The sequence below is a fragment of the Phreatobacter sp. genome (assembly GCF_051860605.1).
GTDB lineage: Bacteria > Pseudomonadota > Alphaproteobacteria > Rhizobiales > Phreatobacteraceae > Phreatobacter.
The window spans coordinates 332,053-350,872 of sequence record NZ_JBHYDR010000005.1 but is presented as its reverse complement, the minus strand read 5'-3'; the positions used below and the strand labels follow the sequence as shown (position 1 = coordinate 350,872).

General features: G+C 68.5%; 18 protein-coding genes. 10 read left to right on the top strand and 8 right to left on the bottom strand.

Annotated features, from left to right (window positions below):
- The first annotated feature begins 33 nt into the window (after nt 1-33).
- Genes ACTIFS_RS11530 through ACTIFS_RS11515 form a run of 4 tightly spaced genes read left to right on the top strand, consistent with a single transcriptional unit; the run spans nt 34 to nt 2,432 of the window.
- A complete protein-coding gene (locus ACTIFS_RS11530; protein ID WP_439574235.1) occupies nt 34-774 on the top strand; it encodes a ComF family protein in 741 nt (246 codons plus the stop codon).
- Nucleotides 775-804: 30 nt separating this feature from the next.
- The gene (gene grxC, locus ACTIFS_RS11525) at nt 805-1,062 is read left to right on the top strand and encodes a glutaredoxin 3 (RefSeq protein ID WP_439574234.1); all 258 of its coding nucleotides are present in this window, start codon (nt 805-807) and stop codon (nt 1,060-1,062) included.
- 15 nt (nt 1,063-1,077) lie between these two features.
- Complete coding sequence (locus ACTIFS_RS11520) at nt 1,078-1,941, top strand: carbon-nitrogen hydrolase family protein (RefSeq protein WP_439574233.1); 864 nt, start codon at nt 1,078-1,080, stop codon at nt 1,939-1,941.
- On the top strand, nt 1,938-2,432 hold the full coding sequence (locus ACTIFS_RS11515) for a DUF1178 family protein (protein WP_439574232.1): 495 nt from the start codon (nt 1,938-1,940) through the stop codon (nt 2,430-2,432). Before ACTIFS_RS11520 ends, ACTIFS_RS11515 begins: the two co-directional genes overlap by 4 nt.
- A 10-nt stretch (nt 2,433-2,442) precedes the next feature.
- Here the strand turns inward: ACTIFS_RS11515 and ACTIFS_RS11510 are convergent, their stop codons facing one another.
- Nucleotides 2,443-3,177, bottom strand: a complete 735-nt coding sequence (locus ACTIFS_RS11510) for a sulfite exporter TauE/SafE family protein (protein WP_439574231.1) — start codon at nt 3,175-3,177, stop codon at nt 2,443-2,445.
- 137 nt (nt 3,178-3,314) lie between these two features.
- Here ACTIFS_RS11510 and ACTIFS_RS11505 point away from each other — a divergent pair, with 137 nt between their 5' ends.
- Nucleotides 3,315-4,043, top strand: a complete 729-nt coding sequence (locus ACTIFS_RS11505) for an ArsR/SmtB family transcription factor (protein WP_439574230.1) — start codon at nt 3,315-3,317, stop codon at nt 4,041-4,043.
- On the opposite strand, the gene ACTIFS_RS11500 is transcribed toward ACTIFS_RS11505, so the two are convergent.
- The 7 genes from ACTIFS_RS11500 to ACTIFS_RS11470 all read right to left on the bottom strand — a co-directional run bounded on the left by ACTIFS_RS11500 (nt 3,973) and on the right by ACTIFS_RS11470 (nt 13,351).
- Nucleotides 3,973-6,666, bottom strand: a complete 2,694-nt coding sequence (locus tag ACTIFS_RS11500) for a DUF3772 domain-containing protein (RefSeq protein ID WP_439574229.1) — start codon at nt 6,664-6,666, stop codon at nt 3,973-3,975. The genes ACTIFS_RS11505 and ACTIFS_RS11500 overlap by 71 nt on opposite strands.
- 93 nt (nt 6,667-6,759) lie before the next feature.
- Complete coding sequence (locus ACTIFS_RS11495) at nt 6,760-8,703, bottom strand: AsmA family protein (protein WP_439574228.1); 1,944 nt, start codon at nt 8,701-8,703, stop codon at nt 6,760-6,762.
- A 204-nt stretch (nt 8,704-8,907) separates the two neighbouring features.
- Nucleotides 8,908-9,567, bottom strand: a complete 660-nt coding sequence (locus ACTIFS_RS11490; RefSeq protein WP_439574227.1) for a 3-oxoacid CoA-transferase subunit B — start codon at nt 9,565-9,567, stop codon at nt 8,908-8,910.
- A gap of 14 nt (nt 9,568-9,581) precedes the next feature.
- On the bottom strand, nt 9,582-10,289 hold the full coding sequence (locus tag ACTIFS_RS11485; RefSeq protein ID WP_439574226.1) for a CoA transferase subunit A: 708 nt from the start codon (nt 10,287-10,289) through the stop codon (nt 9,582-9,584).
- 133 nt (nt 10,290-10,422) lie between these two features.
- Entirely contained in the window at nt 10,423-11,709 is a 1,287-nt protein-coding gene (locus ACTIFS_RS11480) for a TRAP transporter large permease (protein ID WP_439574225.1), read from the bottom strand.
- A complete protein-coding gene (locus ACTIFS_RS11475) occupies nt 11,706-12,212 on the bottom strand; it encodes a TRAP transporter small permease (RefSeq protein WP_439574224.1) in 507 nt (168 codons plus the stop codon). Before ACTIFS_RS11475 ends, ACTIFS_RS11480 begins: the two co-directional genes overlap by 4 nt.
- An 86-nt stretch (nt 12,213-12,298) precedes the next feature.
- Nucleotides 12,299-13,351: a DctP family TRAP transporter solute-binding subunit gene (locus tag ACTIFS_RS11470; RefSeq protein ID WP_439574223.1), complete on the bottom strand. Its 1,053-nt coding sequence runs from the start codon at nt 13,349-13,351 to the stop codon at nt 12,299-12,301.
- A 267-nt stretch (nt 13,352-13,618) separates the two neighbouring features.
- On the opposite strand from ACTIFS_RS11470, the gene ACTIFS_RS11465 reads away from it, so the two are divergent.
- From ACTIFS_RS11465 to ACTIFS_RS11445, 5 genes are all read left to right on the top strand, one after another.
- Nucleotides 13,619-14,371, top strand: coding sequence for an SDR family NAD(P)-dependent oxidoreductase (locus ACTIFS_RS11465; protein ID WP_439574222.1), 753 nt, complete (start codon nt 13,619-13,621; stop codon nt 14,369-14,371).
- Between the two features lie 205 nt (nt 14,372-14,576).
- On the top strand, nt 14,577-15,422 hold the full coding sequence (locus tag ACTIFS_RS11460; RefSeq protein WP_439574221.1) for an ABC transporter ATP-binding protein: 846 nt from the start codon (nt 14,577-14,579) through the stop codon (nt 15,420-15,422).
- Nucleotides 15,422-16,306, top strand: coding sequence for a branched-chain amino acid ABC transporter permease (locus ACTIFS_RS11455; protein ID WP_439574220.1), 885 nt, complete (start codon nt 15,422-15,424; stop codon nt 16,304-16,306). Before ACTIFS_RS11460 ends, ACTIFS_RS11455 begins: the two co-directional genes overlap by 1 nt.
- Nucleotides 16,307-16,502: 196 nt before the next feature.
- Complete coding sequence (locus tag ACTIFS_RS11450; protein ID WP_439574219.1) at nt 16,503-17,546, top strand: branched-chain amino acid ABC transporter permease; 1,044 nt, start codon at nt 16,503-16,505, stop codon at nt 17,544-17,546.
- A 55-nt stretch (nt 17,547-17,601) separates the two neighbouring features.
- Nucleotides 17,602-18,783 (top strand): ABC transporter substrate-binding protein, encoded by a 1,182-nt coding sequence (locus ACTIFS_RS11445; protein ID WP_439574218.1) that lies wholly within the window; start codon nt 17,602-17,604, stop codon nt 18,781-18,783.
- The last annotated feature ends 37 nt before the right edge of the window (nt 18,784-18,820 follow it).

Sequence of the window (18,820 nt, the reverse complement as noted above, 5' to 3'; positions counted from 1 at the left end):
CCGCCGGCCGTTGCATCGTCGCTGCGTAGCCGCTTGTCTGCGGCCCGCAGCCGCGCGCTCGACTGGCTCCTGCCCCCGCTATGCCTTGCCTGCCGCAACCCGGTTGGCGACCATCATGCTCTCTGCCCGCATTGCTGGGGCGGCGTCGCCTTCATCACGGCCCCGGTCTGCGACCGTCTCGGCACGCCGCTGCCCTATGACATCGGTCCCGGTGCCGTCTCCCCGGAGGCGATCGCCAACCCGCCGGCGTTTGACCGGGCCCGTGCCGCCTTCCGCTTCGACGATGTCGGCCGGTCGCTCATCCACGGCCTGAAATATGGCGACCGGCTGGAGCTGGCGCCGGCACTTGCGCGCTGGATGGCCCGTGCCGGCCGCGATGTACTGGACGGCGCCGACGCGCTGGTCCCGGTGCCCCTGCACTGGACGCGGCTGTTCAGGCGCCGGTTCAACCAGTCGGCGGAACTTGCCCGCCATCTGTCGGCCCTGACCGGCATTGCCACGGAGCCGATGCTCATGAAGCGCGTGCGCCGCACCGCCCATCAGGTCGGCCTGACGCGCGCCCGGCGGATCGAGAACGTGACCGGCGCCTTCCGCATTGCCGAGGATCGCAGCACCCTCGTGCGCGGCCGCAACCTGGTGCTGGTCGACGACGTGCTGACCACGGGCGCGACGCTGGAGGCCTGCGCCCGCGTGCTGCGCCGGGCCGGTGCCGCGCGCATCGATGTGCTGACGGCGGCAAGGGTTGTGGACGGACCGGGCGCGGTCCATATCTGACGTCTGCCCGCAACGTCCCCGGACCGCCCCATGGCCGACATCGTCATCTATACCAAGGACTACTGCCCCTATTGCCACGCCGCCAAGGACCTCCTGAAGTCCAAGGGCGCGGCTTTCACCGAAGTCGATATCCTCAAGCATCCTGAGCGACGCGCGGAGATGATCCAGAAGGCCGGCGGGCGCACCACCGTGCCGCAGATCTTCATCGGCACGCGCCATGTCGGCGGCTCGGACGACATCCACGCGCTGGACGCGGCGGGCAAACTCGACCCCCTCCTGACGGCCTGAGAGGCGATGGCACCGATGAGCGCACCCCCCGGCGGATCCTTCACGGCAGCCTGCGTGCAGATGCGCGCCGATGTCGATGTGAGGGCCAGCACGGAGCAGGCCATCGCCCTGATCCGCGAGGCGGCGCGTTCGGGGGCCAGCTACGTCCAGACGCCGGAAATGACCAACATCCTCCAGCCCGACCGGAGCCGCTTCTTCGAGGCGATCCGCAGCGAGGCGGAGGATACCTCGATCCCGCTGTTCCAGTCCGAGGCCATGGAACTGGGGATCTGGCTGCACATCGGCTCGCTCGCCATCCGCATCGGCGAGCGACAGGCAGCGAACCGCGGCTACGTGATCTCGCCCGACGGCGAGGTTGTTGCGGCCTATGACAAGATCCACATGTTCGACGTCGACCTGCCGAACGGCCAGACCTATCGGGAATCGGCGGCCTATGCGCCGGGCGAAGCGGCGGTGCTGTGCGATCTGCCGTGGGCCCGGCTCGGCGTGACCATCTGCTACGACCTGCGCTTTCCCCATCTCTACCGGGCGCTGGCCGAGCGCGGTGCGGGCATCTTGGCCATTCCCGCATCCTTCACCGTGCCCACCGGCCAGGCGCACTGGCATGTGCTCATGCGCGCGCGCGCCATCGAGAACGGCGCCTTCGTGATCGCCGCCGCCCAGGGCGGCCGGCACGCCTGCGGCCGCGAGACCTACGGCCACAGCCTCATCATCGACCCATGGGGCACGGTGCTGGCCGAGGCCGACCACGACGAGCCGGGCGTCATCCTCGCCGAGATCGACCCTGCCAGGGTGGACGAGACCCGCGGCCGCATTCCCTCGCTGGCCAATGGCCGGGTCTTCAGCCTTCCCGATCCTGTCAGCGTTGCCGCGTCATGATCAAGTACGCGCTGCACTGCGACAAGGCCCACGACTTCGAGAGCTGGTTTCCCTCCTCGGCAAGCTACGACGAGCAGAGGCGGCGAAAGCTTGTCGCGTGCCCGGTCTGCAACTCGACCCGTATCGAGAAGACCCTGATGGCGCCGCAGGTGGCACGCCGCGACCGGGCGCCCGAGCGGCCGCCTGCGGCCGTCCCGGCCCCCGCCGCCAAGCCGCCCGGTCCGCAGGCCCCCGCGACGGACGCGCCGGTCGCCATGGCCTCGCCCGCCGCGCAGGAGCTGCGCGCCCGCCTGCGCGAATTGCGCGACCATCTGACCAGGACTGCCGATCCCGTCGGCGACCGCTTTGCCGAAGAGGCACGCAAGATCCACTACGGTGAGGTCGAGCACCGCTCGATCTACGGCTCGGCGACACCGGAGGAAGCGCGCGAACTGCACGAGGAGGGGATCGAGTTCCATCCCCTGCCGACGCTTCCCGACGACCGCAACTGACCGTCCGGCCTTACCAAAGCGGCCGGGTGGCGAGATGGCCCCCGAGCAGCAGGAGACCCACGAGGAACACCGTGCGGAACGCCGCCGGGCTGATGCGCGCGCGCAAGGCCTGGCCGAGCCACATGCCGGCAAGCGCCGGCAACAGCATGAGGAGCGAGGCGAACGCCACGGAGGCCGGCAGCACCCCTTCGCGCGCGAGACCGAGGCCGAGCGCCACGGTCGCCACCAGAAACGTGATGCCGAGCGCCTGGACCAGATCGTCCTTCTCCAGCCCGATCGCCTGCAGATAGGGCACGGACGGCATGACGAAGATGCCGGTGCCGGCCGAGACCACGCCGGTGGCAAGGCCGACGACCGGGGACAGCCAGGGCTCGGCGGCAGCCGGCAGGCGCGGCCGCAGCGGCGACAGGCCGAAGCCGGCATAGATCATCAGCACGATGCCGAGCGCAACGGAGGCATGGCCGGCATGGGCGCCGGTGATGATGCCGCTGCCGGCCACCGTGCCGACGGCGATGCCGATCAGCAGCGTGGCCAGGCGCCGCGTCAGCGGCCAGAGGTTCGGTCCGGCGGCGATCTGCCAGACATTGGTGATGAGCGAGGGGACGAGCATGAGCGCGGCGGCCTGCGCCGGTGCCATCGCGAGACTGAGCAGACCCACCGCAATGGTCGGCAGGCCGAGTCCGATGACGCCCTTGACGAGCCCGGCGAGGATGAAGACGACAGTGGCTATGGCAAGTGTGATCATGGCGGTTCCGGGAGGCGGCCGGGCACAGCCGGCATCCGCGCTGGTTTGGCAGAATCGCCCCTTCGACGTTTCGGCCGCGACCGAAGCAGGATGGACGGAACAGCGCTAGCCTGTTGCCACGATCCAGGGAGTGCGTGATGAAGGATGGCCCGTCCATTGCCGAGGTTGCATCGCTGATCGGCGATCCGGCCCGGGCCAACATGCTCGGCGCGCTGATGGCCGGCCAGGCGCTGACGGCCGGCGAACTCGCGCGCGAGGCCGGCATCACAGCCCAGACCGCAAGCGGCCATCTGGCTCGCCTGCGGGAGGCCGGGTTGGTGCTGGTCGAGGCGCAGGGCCGCCACCGCTATTTCCGGCTCTCGGGAGCCGACGTGGCGCAGGTGCTCGAGGGCCTGATGGGTCTTGCCGCGCGCACGGGACGGCTTCGGCACCGCACCGGCCCGCGCGATCCGGCCCTGCGGGCGGCCCGCACCTGCTACGACCATCTGGCCGGCGGCCTTGCCGTCGATCTGTTCGAGGGCCTGCTGGCCTCCGGCCATCTGGCCATGGCCGGCAGCGTTCCAGCCGTCACGCCCGGAGGCCGCGCCTTCTTCGTCGCCCAGGGGGTCGACATGGTAGCGCTGGAGACCGGGCGCCGGCCGGTCTGCCGATGCTGCCTCGACTGGAGCGAACGCCGTCCCCATCTCGGCGGCGCGCTCGGCAGTGCGCTGCTCGCCCTGTTCATGGCCCGGGGCTGGCTGCGCCGCGAACGCGGCGGCCGCCTCGTGCAGGTGACGCCGCCGGGGCGGATGGTCCTCAGGAACTGGACCGGCGCGAGCCCGGACGCCAGCCGGGAGGATGGTCCGGTTCGGGCGGCTCGGGTTTGATGTCGCGCTGGTTGATGGTCGGCATCAGCAGGATGCCGCGCTTGCGGAAGCGCTGCAGGATCGCGAGTTGCAGGTCGCTGCGCACCGTCAGCGAATAGTCCACATTGGTGACGATGCAGCGCAGCTCGAACTCGATGCCGAAATCTGCGAACCGCATGAGGAAGATCCGCGGCGGCGGGTCCTGCACGACGAACCGGCTGTCGCAGGCGACCGCCATCAGTTCGTCGCGCACGACCTCCGGATCGGCCTGGTAGGAGACCCGGACGGGGATCGCGATGCGGCCCATCGTGTTGGAATGGGTCCAGTTCTTGACGACGCCCGTGATCAGTTCGGCATTCGGCAGGATGACGGTGGCGCGATCGAAGGTCTCGATCTCGGTGGAGCGCACCGAGATTTTGCGGACATAGCCCTCCTCGCCCTTCACCACGATGGAATCGCCGACGCGGATCGGCCGCTCTGCCAGCAGAATGAGGCCCGACACGAAATTCGAGACGATCGACTGCAGGCCGAAGCCGATGCCGACCGACAGGGCGCCGGCAATGATGGCGACATTCGACAGGTCGAGCCCGAGCTGTCTCAGCCCCAGCGCCACGACGAGCGCGAAGCCGGCATAGCCGAGGATGGTTGCCACCGAGTTCTGCAGGCCGGAATCCATGCCCGTGCGCGGCAGCACCTTGTCGCGGAACCAGCTGAGAACCGCCCTCACGACCACAAGGCCGATGGCCATCACGAGGCCGGCTGCCGCGATGGTGAAGGCCCAGGTCCTGACCTCCCCGAGCCTCAGGCCGAAGAAGGCATCGTCGAGCGTGGCGCCGACCCCGCCGAAACCCCAGGGGCCGAGCACGATCAGCACGGAGGAGGCCAGGACGGCGATGCGCAGCGCGCCATCCAGCAGCGTTCCCATAAGGTCCAGCCGTTCCGGCTTGACGCCGAGCGAGACGGCCAGCGACCGGCCCCGGACTGTCCCGGCACCGAACCACTCCGCGATCACCGCATCGACGAACTGCAGCACGATGACGGTGGCGCAGGCGATCACCACCGCGGCCACCGTCCGGCTGGCGATGAAGGCGGCAAGCGCCGTGTAGCCGGCGATCAGCGCGGCCAGCACCACGACCATGAACAGCCAGAGCGCCGGCCTCACCCATGTCCAGGGGATCAGTTCGCCCGCCGGCCCCGCCGACGGGGACGGCCCGCCGGCATCGCCCTCCTCCGCCGGCCGCTGCGCCGTCTGGCGCAGGAACAGGAAGGCGATGATGATGATGGCCAGCGCCGTCGCGCCCGTCACGAAGATGGTCACCGCCACGGGCGCGATGATGCTGCGCGAATAGGCGAGCACGACCACCCCGATCGCCACCACCCAGGCCGCCGCCCGGACCGAGCCGAAAATGGCCGCCGCGAAGGCCTCCGGCATCGGCACGAGCCGGTAGGCCGGTGCTCCCGGTTGCAGGACCGCCTGCATGATGCCGCGCGTGACCGCGACGATCAGCGCTGCGGTCAGCACGGCCGTCGGCACCAGCGGTTCGGCACGCGGCAGCACCAGCTCGAAATTGGCCAGGATCAGCAGGAACACGCCCACGGTCAGCGGCATGGCGAGCGACCGTTCGAGCGCCACCCGGACCGCCGCGAGTACGCGCGCCAGCTGCGTTGCGGGCTCGCGCGCAGTGTCGCGGCGCAGGCCCCAGCGGAGCAACTGGCGACGCAGCAGCAGCAGCAGGATTGCGGCCAGGACCGCGATGCTGGCCGCAACCATGATGCGCGCGGTGCCCACGCTGTGGGTCAGGTGCCCCTGCCAGTCGGACAGGAAATAGCGGGTGGAGTTCCAGAGGCGCGGCATCGCCTCCATCAGCGGAACCCAGGATCGCGGATCGACGATCGGTGTCGAGCGATCCAGCAGTTCGGCGGTGAACAGCTGGCGGCGACGCTCCACGATCCGGTCGGCGATCTGGTCGATCCGCACGAGTTGGACGCGCAGGTTGCGCACGAGCCCGTCGAGATCGGCGACCGCGCGCGTCTGCTGGTCGCGCAGGGTCTTGGCTTCCGGCGCCTCGGCCGCCGCCCCCTCGGCCGGTGCCGGGCCGAGTTGTTCCAGCCGGCCACGGGCCTCCGCCAGGCGCGGCTGAAGCTGTTCAAGCGCCTGGGCGAGCGCCTCCCGCACCGGCTCAAGCTGCCGGCGGGCATCATTCAGTTCCTCGTTGGCAAGCCGGCGCTCGAGGCGGACCTCGACCTGGTCCAGCACGGTCTTGGCCGCCTCGGTCGCGTCGCGGGCGGGCGCGGCGGCCGCCGGAGCGGGCGGCGGCGGCGCCGCAGGCTGGGTCTGGGCAGGCGCCGCAGGCTGGGTCTGGGCCGGCGCCGCAGGCTGGGTCTGGGCCGGCGCCACAGGCTGGGTCTGGGCAGGCGCCACAGGCGGCGGCGGGGCCGGCGCCGCAGGCTGGGTCTGGGCCGGCGCCGCAGGCGGCGGCGGGGCCGGCGTGGGCGATGTCTGCGCGGGCGTCGCCGGTTGTGGCTGTGCCGGTGCGATCCCCGGCGCCTGGGCGTCCGCGGACGCAAGGCCCATCAGCATGAGGCACAGGATCAGGACGGCGGTGCGCAGGAGCATCTGGGCAGGGCGGAGGGATGAGGTCATCGGGCGCGGACGGGTCCGGGATCGAAGGCGGCAATGCGGCACGCGGCTGCTGCAGCGCGCGGGCCGGAAACCGGCCAGCGGCAGGAGACAGTTTCAGTCGCCGGGACGCAAGGGCGGATAGGGGGCGAACGACAGCGGCGGCGGAATGTCGGCGCCGATGTCGGGATGGCCATGACGCTGGATCGCGTCCAGCACCGCCCTTAGGGCGTCGCGGTCGCGCGTCACGTTGCGCAGCGGCGCGGCCGCACGCGACCGGCGGATGAGGCTTTGCGGATCGGGCAGGACGAAGGGATCGTCCCACGACCCCTGGATGACGAAGGGCAGGTCGAAGGCGCCCTCCGCAGGTGCCGAGCGCCGCAGCGATGCGATTCCCTGCAGGTCGAGTTCGCGACTGGCAAGAGCCGCCGCGCCTTCAAGGCGGATGCTGACGATCCGGCCCTCCAGCACCAGGTCGGCGGTGCGCGCCACGCCGCCCTCGATGACGACGGTTGCCGAAATCCGCTCATAGGGCGTGGTCCCCGCACGGGAATCGGCGCCGGCCGACGACAGCGGACGGCGCTCAAGCCGTCTGAGGATCGCCTCGGCGTTGAAGCCGCGCAGCGACCCCTCGACGGCATTGATGCTGGCCTGACCGCGCGCCGTGCGCACGAAATCGGCCATGGACCCGCCATCGGCCTCGACCGCGATCTGGGCATTGGCGATGCCACCGATCCGGCGATAGCCGAACCATTCGCCGAGCCCCTGGCCGAGCTGCGCACGCTGGACGGAGAGGCTCGCCTTGACCTCGTAGCCCTCGCCGCGCGGCGCGACGGCGAGCGCGCCCCGCAGGTTGCCGCCATAGGCCTGTGCTTCCCCGAGGGTGACGGCCAGGCGCCCGTTGCGGGCCGTCAGCGCCGCCGCCGTGCGCCCGATATTGGCCGAACCGACGATCATTTCCCGGGCCGACAGCCTCAGGTCCACGTCGAAATGCGTGACGGCGGAAAGATCGATCGGCCGGCGGCTCCAGCCCTGGCCCGGCCTCGGCGTGAGGTTGAGATCGGCGAAATAGGTCGTTGCAACCACGCGGCCGGCATCCAGCGTTCCCTGGACCTGCGGCCGGTCGCCCTCGAAGCTGACGGTCAGCGCACCGTCGGCGGTATTGCCGTCGAGTTCGGCATTGACCTTGGTGAAGGCAAGCTTCTGGGGCAGGAGCTGAACCTCGCCCTTCAGTGCGAAGCGTCCGAGCGAGGGCCCGATCCCGGGGTTCTGGCCGAGCCAGCGAAGCATCAGCCTGAGAGAGGTGGATTCGACGGTCATCGCCCCCTGCGCGGTCACGGCCGCGCCGTTGGTCACCTGACCATCGAAGGCGGCTCGCAGGGGCAACCCGACGATGCGCATCTTCACGGCCGTCGGCTCGGCCGTCAGCAGCGCGATGGGTCGCGCAATGACCGCACTGATGTCCAGTTGCTCGCCATTGACCTGCAGCGAGCCGGAAACGGTGGCCTGCCTGTCGCTGCCCGGCCAGGAGACGGCGATGTCGATGCCGGACACGGTCAGATGCCGGCCCGTCTTGCGCTCGTCGATGATGGTCTGGCCATCGACCACGCGGAAGTCCGGAAAGGCGACGGCCTTCGCTCCGGTCAGGCCCCTCAGGCTGGCGAAGGCGGCATCCCAGTTCGAGGCGCCGTCCTCGGCCACCCGGATAAGCACCCGCGGCGCGACCAGAACATAATCGGAGACCGAGACGCGACCGGCGAGCAGCGGGAGCAGGCGCAGCGTGCCGACCAGTGCTTCCGCCCGCGCGGGCAGGTCCTCCGGCGCACCCTCGCCGATCCGCACGTCCTCGAGGCGCACCAGCAGTTGCGGGAAGACGTGGACCGAGACGGTACCTGCAATCGTGACCGGCAGGCCGAGCCGCCCGGACAGCTCCCGCGCGACGGTCTGCCGCACCGCTTCCGACGGCATCAGGCTGGGCACCAGAGCCATGGTCGCGCCGAGCGCCAGCACGACGACGACAACAAGTGTCAAAACGCGCTTGAGGGCGGCGGCAAGGCTCAATCGTTGCGGTCCTGGTTTCGGTGGCACGAGCCGCTCGCCGGGGCGTGACGGCATGGAGACAACGCTGACGGGACGCGGAACATGGTCAGGCCGGATGGCTTTTCGATGGCCGCCGGCGGGCGGTCCGCAACCGCCGGCCTGTCAACGAAACGGGGACCCGGAAGGGGTCCCCGTCGATCAGATGTCAGGCGACTCATGCCGTGTTCAGGCGGCAGCGGCAAGTCCGGGCGCGACGGCGAAACCGGCTTCCGTGTTGGCCCGGATCTCGTCCAGCGTGACCCCGTCGGCCAGTTCGATCAGGTTCATGCCGGAGCCGCCCTTCTTGTCGATGGCGAAGACGCCGAGATCGGTGATCACCATGTCCACGACGCCGGCGCCGGTCAGCGGCAGGTTGCAGCGCTTCAGCAGCTTCGGGCCGTCCTTGGCGACGTGCTCCATCACCACGACCACCTTCTTGACGCCCGCGACCAGATCCATCGCACCGCCCATGCCCTTGACCATCTTGCCGGGGATCATCCAGTTGGCGAGATCGCCGTTCTCGGCCACCTGCATGGCCCCGAGAATGGACAGGTCGATATGGCCGCCGCGGATCATGGCGAAACTGTCCGAGGACGAGAAATAGCTCGTCGTCGGCAGTTCGGTGATGGTCTGCTTGCCGGCATTGATCAGGTCGGCATCCTCCTCGCCCTCGACGGGGAAGGGGCCCATGCCGAGCATGCCGTTCTCCGACTGGAGCTGCACGCTCATCCCGGATGGGATGTGGTTGGACACCAGCGTCGGAATGCCGATGCCGAGGTTCACGTAGAAGCCGTCGCGCAGTTCCTTGGCGGCGCGGGCGGCCATCTGGTCACGGGTCCAGGCCATGGTCTCGTCTCCTCTCACGCCGCCTTGGGGCGGGTGGTGCGCTGCTCGATGCGCTTGACCACATTGGGCACGTGGACGATGCGCTTGACGTAGATGCCGGCGGTATGGATGGCATCGCCGTCGATCTCTCCGACATCCACCAGGTGCTCGCACTGCACGATGGTCATGCGCGAGGCCGTCGCCATCATCGGGTTGAAGTTGCGCGCCGTCTTGCGGAACACGAGGTTGCCCTCCTTGTCCGCCTTCCAGGCGTGGACCAGCGAGATGTCGGCGAACAGGCCACGCTCCATCACATAGGTCTCGCCGTCGAAGTCGCGCACTTCCTTGCCCTCGGCGATCACCGTGCCGACGCCGGTCTTGGTGAAGAAGGCCGGAATGCCGGCGCCGCCGGCGCGGATGCGCTCGGCCAGCGTGCCCTGCGGGTTGAACTCAAGCTGCAGCTCGCCGGACAGGAACTGCTGGGCGAACAGCTTGTTCTCGCCGACATAGGACGAGATCATCTTGGCGATCTGCTTGGTCTCCAAAAGGATGCCGAGCCCGGCCCCGTCCACGCCGGCATTGTTGGAGATCACGGTGAGGTTCTTCGCTCCCGAATCCCGCACGGCCTCGATCAGCACATCGGGAATGCCGCAGAGGCCGAAGCCGCCGGACATGATCGTCATGCCGTCCTTGATCTGGCCCGCCAGGGCCTCCCTGGCGGAGGAATAGACCTTCGAACTCATCTGGTATCGCCTCGCACACGGGCCGATACGGCCCCGGTCGACCGCCCGGAATGGGCGGCTCGCAATGACCGCGGGACAATGGGGGATTTTCCGCGGTGCATCAAGATGAACCGTTCGTCAGGTTCACGCCCGCTCAATAGCCGAGCACCCGCGGCAGCCAGAGGGCCAGGTCGGGAACGGCCACGACCATGGCCAGCGCGGTCATCATGCCGAGCACCATCCAGCTGACCCAGGGAATGGTCGATTCCATCGGAACCTGCGCGATCTTGCAGGAAACCATGAGGTTGACGGCCACCGGCGGCGTGAACTGGCCGATCGCCACCATCATGGTCAGCAGGATGCCGAACCAGACCAGGTCCCAGCCGAAGCTGTTGGCGATCGGGATCAGGATGGGCAGCAGGATCAGGTAGATCGAGATGCCGTCCAGCACCATGCCGATGACGATCAGGACCAGGCCGAGCAGCAGCAGCGTGCCATAGGGTCCAAGGCCGAGCGACACGATCCAGTCGGCGATCGGCTGGACGATGCCAAGCGTCGACAGCGACCAGGCGAAGACCGAGGCAAGCGCCACCACGATGAGGATGATGCCCGACAGTTCGCCCGCCTCGACCAGCATCTCGTAGACGTCGCGAAGGGTCAGCGTCCGATAGATGACGAAGCCGATGAACAGGCCATAGGCCACCGCCATCACAGCCGCCTCGGTCGGCGTGAACAGGCCGGCCCGCATGCCGCCGAGAATGATGACCGGCGCCATCAGGCCCCAGATCGCCTCCTTGAACGTGCTCCAGACGGAGAGCGCGCCGTCGCCCTGCTGCGTCTTGCCGCCGAAATCGCGCAGCCAGGAGATGATGAGGATCGGGATGATGATCGATATGCCCGCCAGGATGCCCGGGATCATGCCGGCGGCGAAGATCGCCGGCACCGACACGCCCGGCACCAGCACCGCATAGATGATGAAGGCGATGGAGGGCGGAATGAGGATGTCGGTGGCCGCGGCCGCGCCCACCGTCGAGGCGATGAAGGCGCGCGGATAGCCGTCCTTGATCATCGACGGGGTGACCACCTGCCCGACCGCCGCCGAGGTGGCAGGTCCAGAGCCAGAAATGCCGCCGAGCACCATGGCGACCAGCACCGAGACGGTGGCCAGCGCGCCACGTCCGGCGCCCACCAGGGCGGTGGCGAAGCGAACCAGCCTGAGCGCGACGCCCGTGCGATCGAACACCGACCCGACCAGCACGAACATGGGAATGGCGATGAGCGGATATTTGGCGATGCCGGTATAGACATTGGTGGGCACCGCCATGATCGACTGCCCGGCGAGCCAGATGGCGAGCGCGCCTGCAAGGCCGATGGCGACCCCGACCGGGACCGCCGCCAGCATCATGGCGACGAAGGCCGCGACGAGAACGAAGCCGGTCATGCGTCCTCACCCCGGGCAAGGCGCATGATGCGGCCCGCCGCCCGCCCCATGACCGCGAGCGACAGCAGCGGCAGCATGCCGGTATAGACCCATTGGGGCTGGCCGAGGCCCGGAGAGACGACCTCGAAACGGTATTCGTCCCAGGTGAGGCTCGCGCCATAGATGGCGAGAATGCCGAAGCAGACGATGGTCAGCGCCATGGCCACCATCTCGGCGCGCCGGCGTGTCTGCGGGCTGCGTCCGTCGACGAACACGCCGATGCGGATATGCCGGCCGCAGGCGATGGCCAGCGAGGTGCCGAGCAGCGCCACCACCACCATCAGCACGACCGAATATTCCTCGGTGAAGGCGAAGGAGACGTTGGTCAGGTACCGCACCACCACATTGCCGAAGGTGATGAGCGCCATGCCGGCCATTGCGGTGGCGACCAGCACCTCCTCGACCTTGAGCGGGATTCGGGTCCGCGGCACCGCCGGCGGGGCGATCGGATCGATATCGGCCAAGGCTTGGGACTTCCCGGAGGCTGCAGGCGGTCGGCAGGAGGCAGGACGCCCCCGGCTCATCGGCCGGGGGCGCGGCTGTCAGGTCGTCAGGACGCCGCGGCGGCGGCCGCTTCGGCCTTCTTGACGAGGTCGGCGCCGACCTGGGCGGCCCACTTGTCGAAGACCGGGCGGGTGGCCTGGGCGAAGGCACGCTTCTCCGCCGGCGTCAGGATGGCGGTGGCAACCCCGCGCTTCTCCAGCTCCTCGTAGGACGAGCGGTCGGCATCGAGGATGCCGAGGCCCTTGCGGGTCAGGCCGATCTGCACCTTGGCGGCGTCGCGGGCGCTCTCGCGGATGATCTCCTGGTCCTGGGCCGAGAAGGTCTGCCAGACGCTCTTGGCGACATGGAACAGGCCGGCATCGACGCAGTAGTTCCAGACCGTCATGTGCTTCTGCGCCAGCGCATCCATCTTCAGGCCGAGGAACAGGTTGATCGGGTTCTCCTGGCCATCGACCGCACCGGTGGACAGCGCCGGCTGCAGGTCGGCGAACGACATCTGCACCGGATTGGCGCCGAGCCCGTTATAGATGTCGGCGAAGATGGCGCCGGCCGCGAAGCGGATCTTCAGGCCGCGCAGGTCGGCCGGCGTGCGGATCGCGCGCTTGGAGTTCGACAGCTCCCGGAAGCCGTTCTCGCCCCAGGCCAGCGGCACCACGTCGCGGCTCTCCATGACCTTGAACAGCGCCTGACCGACCTCGCCGCCGGTGATCGCGTCGAAGGCCTTGTGATTCGGCATCAGGAAGGGGAGCGAGAACAGGTTCATCTCGCGCACCTGCGGCGAGATGTTGATGGTCGACGACACGGTGAAGTCGATGATGCCCTGGCGCATGGCGACCAGTTCGCGGGTCTGGTCGCCACCGACCAGCTGCGAGCCCGGATAGACCTTCACGTTGATGCGGCCGTTGGTGCGCTGGGTCACCATCTCGGCCCACTGGAAGGCGCCTTCCGAGAGCGCGATCGGCCGGTTTCCGACCACGGAGAGCTTGTATTCGGTCTTCAGCGTCTGGGCCTTCGAAACCCAGGGTGCCATCACTGCGGCACCGGCTCCGGCGACGACGACGCGGCGCGACAGGACATGAATCTTGCTGGTCTCGGACATGATCGTCCCCCTTGTGCGACAGGCGTTCCGTTTCCCACGGTCGATCCGGACGTCTGCTGGTCCGGCTGATCGGTAACCGCATGATGGGACGAGCGCAGGGCGCGTGACAAGCGCGGCCGTATTGGCGCGTATGGAAGGGAGGCGTGCGCCTGCCGCAGCGCTGATCATGGCACAGCCCTCGGGCCACCGCGAGAGGGCCGGGGTGACACCTGCCCGGTCCGGTGCTTCGATGCGCGCCCCGATCACAAACGGACAGGAACAGGGCTTATGCCGAAGGACTGCGTCGCCATCACCGGAGGAGCGTCCGGCATCGGGCTCGCCTCTGCCGCGGCCTGCGTCGCGCGCGGCTGGAAGGTGGCCGTCTGCGACCGCGACATCCGGGCGCTGGCGGCGGCCGAGACCCGGCTCGGCGACCGCGCGACCTACACCGCGGTGGACGTGACCGACGAGACGGCGGTCGAGGCCTGGATCGAGGCGGCTGCCGGGCAGGGCCGCCTGATCGGCTGCGTCACCTCGGCCGGCCGGGGCGCCGACGTTCCGGCGCTGCAGACCGGCGCCGACCTGTTCCGCGCCATCCACGAGGTCAATGTCCTCGGCACCTTCCTCGCGGCGAAGGCCGCAGCGCGCGTCATGCAGGACACGGGTGGCGGCTCGATCGTCACCATCGCCTCGGTGTCCGGGGTCCGCGGCTCCAAGGGGCGCGTCGCCTACGGCTCGTCCAAGGCGGCGGTGATCAACATGACCCAGGTCCTGGCCGTCGACCTCGCCCACAAGGGCATTCGGGTCAATGCCGTCTGTCCCGGTCCCGTCGAGACGCCCATGGTCGCGGAGATCCACGATCAGGCGACGCGCGATCACTGGCTGCGCCATGTCCCCATGCGCCGCTACGGCACGGTGGACGAGATCGCCTCGCTGGTCGCCTTCCTGCTCGACGAGACCCAGTCAAGCTTCGTCACCGGCCAGGCGATTGCAGCCGATGGTGGCTTTGCCGGCGCCGGCCTGACGAGCCTGCAGGGCTGAACCGCGCCGAAACGCCGCGCTTTTGGCGATGTTGCCGGCCTTTGCCATCGTCCGAAGGGTGGAATTGTGCCGCAATCATCGGAATGTTTGTTGACGCGGCGAAAGGTCCCGATAATCTGATTTCGGCAATCTGAAATCAGATTTCATAGAGTGAAACGCAGTTTACGGCGAAGACGGGAACCCGCGCGCCGATCCAGAGGAGGCCATGGCGTTGTCGCCATCCGATCCGGTCGCGCCCGTGCGGCCGCCCGCTGCACGTCTCGACGTCGAGGACCTTTCGCTGCAGTTCGGCGGCGTGAAGGCGCTTGACGGCGTCTCGCTGAACGTTGCGCCCGGTTCGATCACCGCGTTGATCGGCCCGAACGGTGCAGGCAAGACTTCGGCCTTCAACGCCATATCCGGCTTCTACACGCCGAAGACCGGGCGCGTGCTGCTCGACGGCCGGGACATCACCGGCGTGCCCGCGCGCGACCGTGCCCGGCTCGGCCTTGCCCGCACCTTCCAGAACATCGCGCTGTTCCGCGGCATGACCGTGCTCGACAACATCAAGCTCGGCCGCCACGCACACCTGAAGTCCAATGTGTTCGACGCCTTCCTCTATTGGGGACGGGCCCGGCGCGAGGAGATGGAGCTGCGCGCCGAGATCGAGCGCGACGTGATCGACTTCCTCGAGCTCGACCACATCCGCAATGTCCCGGTCGCGATCCTGCCCTACGGGCTGCAGAAGAAGGTGGAGCTGGCCCGCGCGCTGGCCATGCGCCCGCGCGTCCTCATGCTCGACGAGCCGGTGGCGGGCATGAACCGCGAGGAGACCGAGGACATGGCCCGCGCCATCCTCGACGTGCGCGAGGAATGGGGCGTCACCGTCCTGCTGGTCGAGCATGACATGGGCATGGTCATGGACATTTCCGACCATGTCTGCGTGCTCAATTTCGGCCGGCGCATTGCCGCCGGCACGCCCGCCGAGGTCCGCGCCAATCCCGAGGTGATCAAGGCCTATCTCGGCTCGTCGGGGGATGCGCGCAAGAGCGCCGAGGAGAAGGTCGCCTGATGGCCATCGAGTTCCTGGACATCGTCGAGACGAGCCTTGCTGGCCTTGGAACCGGCTCGCTCATGGCGCTCACCGGCGTCGCCTTCGTCATCATCTACAAGGCCACCAAGGTCATCAATCTGGCCATCGGCGAGATGCTGATGATCGGCGCCTTCGTATTCTACGGCTTCTCGGCGGGCCTTGCCCTGCCGATCTGGGCCTCGGTGCCGCTGACGCTCGCAGTCGCCGCCGCCGTCGGAGCGCTGATCGAGCGGACCATGATCCGCCCGCTCCTGAAGGACAATCCGGTCTCCGTCTTCATGGTGACGATCGGACTGACCTCGGTGCTGATCGGCGTTGTCGAACTCGTCTGGTCGGCCGAGCCGCGCCGCCTGCCCGAGTTCCTGCCCCAGCAGCCGATCATCATCGCCGACGCCTTCATCCCCTCCAAGACCGCCTATTCCTTCGTCATCGCCGCCAGCGCCATGGCCGTGCTGATCACCGTCTTCGCCTTCTGGCGCGGCGGCATCGCGCTGCGCGCCACGGCGACCGACAGGGCCGCCGCATCCTCGGTCGGCATCGACGTGCCGGGCGTGTTCTCCTTCTCCTGGATGCTGGCGGCCGTGGTGGCGGCGCTGGCCGGCATCCTCGTCGGCTCGGTCGGCGGCATCTCCTCGGCCATGGGGCTGTTCGGCCTGTCGGTCTTCGTCGTCGTCATCGTGGGCGGCCTCGACTCCATCGCCGGAGCCCTGATCGCCGGTCTCTTCATCGGCTGGCTGGAGGCGATGGTCGGCCGCTTCCTCGGCGGCGAGTTCAAGCTTCTCGCCACCTTCTCCATCCTGCTCGTCGTGCTGGTTGTGCGGCCCTACGGCCTGTTCGGCACCCACGAGATCGAGAGGCTCTGAGCATGCCGCGGAAAAGTGGGCACCGGTTTTCCGGCAACGGCATGCGGCAGCCCGGGACTCCCGGCATGCCGCGGAAAAGTGGGAACCGGTTTTCCGGCAACGGCATGCTGCAACCCGGGACTCTCGGCATGCCGCGGAAAAGTGGGCACCGGTATTCCGGCAACGGCATGCGGCATCAAGCGAGTGGGGCAGCCTGATGCGCGTCGGCACCGCCAAGGAGAGCTACGCGGCCGACGAGGGCCTGTTCAAGACCGACACGCAGCGCGTCTGGTTCGCCGTCCTGATCGTCGGCCTGCTGGCCTATCCGCTCGTGGGCTCGGCCTACTGGATGTTCCTCGCCGTGCTGGTGATGATCAACGTCATCTCCACCACCGGACTGAACATCCTCACCGGCTATACCGGCCAGGTCAGCCTCGGCCATGCCGCCTTCATGGCGGTGGGGGCCTATACGGTCGCCTATTTCGACGGCAATTACGGCACGCCGGTGATCCTCAACCTGGTGCTGGCCGGCGCGGTGGCGGCCGGCATCGGCTATCTGGTCGGCCTGCCCTCGCTGCGCATCAAGGGGCTCTACCTCGCCATTGCCACGCTGGCGGCGGCGGTCATCCTCGGCTTCATCTTTCTCAACTGGACGCCAGTGACCGGCGGCCTTCGCGGCCTCAACGTGCCGACAGCCCGCATCCTCGGCATCGAGCTTGCCACCCCCGACCGGCTCTACTGGCTGGTCATGCCGCTCACCGTGGTCATGGTGCTGGCCGCCAAGAACCTGTTCCGCACCCGCGTCGGGCGGGCCTTCATCGCCATCCGCGACCGCGACATCTCTGCCGAGATCATCGGCATCTCGCTGCTGCGCTACAAGCTGATGAGCTTCGCCATCTCGTCCTTCTATGCGGGCGTTGCCGGCGGCCTGTGGGCCTATCTGTTCCGCGTCGTGACACCGGAGAGCTTCCCGGCGCTCGCTTCCATCTTCTTCCTCGCCGCGGTGATCGTCGGCGGGGCAGGCACCATCATCGGCGGCATTTTCGGCGCCGTATTCATGACCCTCATCCCAGAATTCCTGAAGCTGGCGGCCACCGCGCTGGTGCCGTGGTTTCCGGATGCGTCGATCTATCTCGCCCCCGTCCGCAACATCATCTTCGGCCTGCTGATCATCGGCTTCCTGATCTTCGAACCCATGGGCCTTGCCGAGATGTGGCGCCGCACGCGCCGCTATTTCGCCCTGTGGCCGTTCCGGACCTGAGCCCAACAGACATAACCGCCGCCAAGGCGGGCCTTCACACCCTGAGGAGACCTTCATGACCAGACTGTCACGCCGTGCATTCAACGCCCTCGGCCTCGGCGCCGCCCTCGTCTCGACGGGCAGCGGCCGCGCCTTCGCCCAGGCCCCCGAACTCGTCATCGGCGCCGCCAATCCGATGTCCGGCGTCTTCGCCTTCGCCGGCGTCGAGGGCTTCGAGGGCGGCCGCGACCATTTCGACTGGGTCAACCGCAACGGCGGCATCGCCGGCCGGCGCATCCGCTACGTCAACGAGGATTCGGGCTACCGGGTCGACAACGCCGTGGCGATCTTCACCCGCATCACCTCGCAGCATCAGGTGCCGGTGTTCTTCGGCGATTCCACCGGCTTCCAGAAGGCGATCAATCCGGAGCTGAACCGGCGCGGCACCACGGTCATGGCCGGCGCCTCCTTCGCCTCCGAGATCGACAATCCCCAGGCCTTCCCGAACCAGTGGATCCCGGGTCCCAACTATTCCGACCAGATGCGCGTGCTGCTGCGCTACATCGCCAGCCAGAAGAAGGGCGCCTCGGTGGTGTTCGTCCATTCGGACACCGAGTTCGGCCGCGACCCGATCGCCGCCGGCGAGGCCGAGGCCAAGCGGCTCGAGCTCAACCTGGTGGAGAAGATCGTCACCCAGCCGGGCTCGGTCGACGTCTCTGGCGACGTGCTGAAGATCCGCCGCCGCAACCCGGACTACGTGATCTTCCACGGCTACGTCCTGCAGCCGATCCCGGAGTTCATGGCCCAGGCCCGCCAGGCCAGCATGACCTCGAAGTTCATGGGCACCTTCTACTCCACCGACTCGGTGCTGATGACCCGCGCGGGCGCCGCCGCCGACGGCTATATGGGCGTGTCCTGCTACAACTTCGATCCGGCCGCCACCGGCACCCAGATCGACGCGATCAAGGCCGCCAATGTCGGCAAGACCCGCACCCACGCCTATTACCAGGGCTGGACCAACGCCATGCTGGCGCTGGAAGTGCTGCGCCGGACGCTGACGGCGAACGAGGAGCTGAACGCGGTCAACATGATGAAGCATGCCCGCGCGATCCGGAACTTCGATTCCGGCGGCATCTTCGGCGTGCCGGTCACGATGACGAACAATTCCTTCCCGGTCGGCCGCGTCTATCAGTTCTCGGCCGCCGACAAGGCGCTGAAGCCGGCCTCCGACTGGATCTCCATCTCGGCCGCGAGCTGAGCCGAGACCGGCGGTCCCGCAGCCGCGGGGCCGCCAC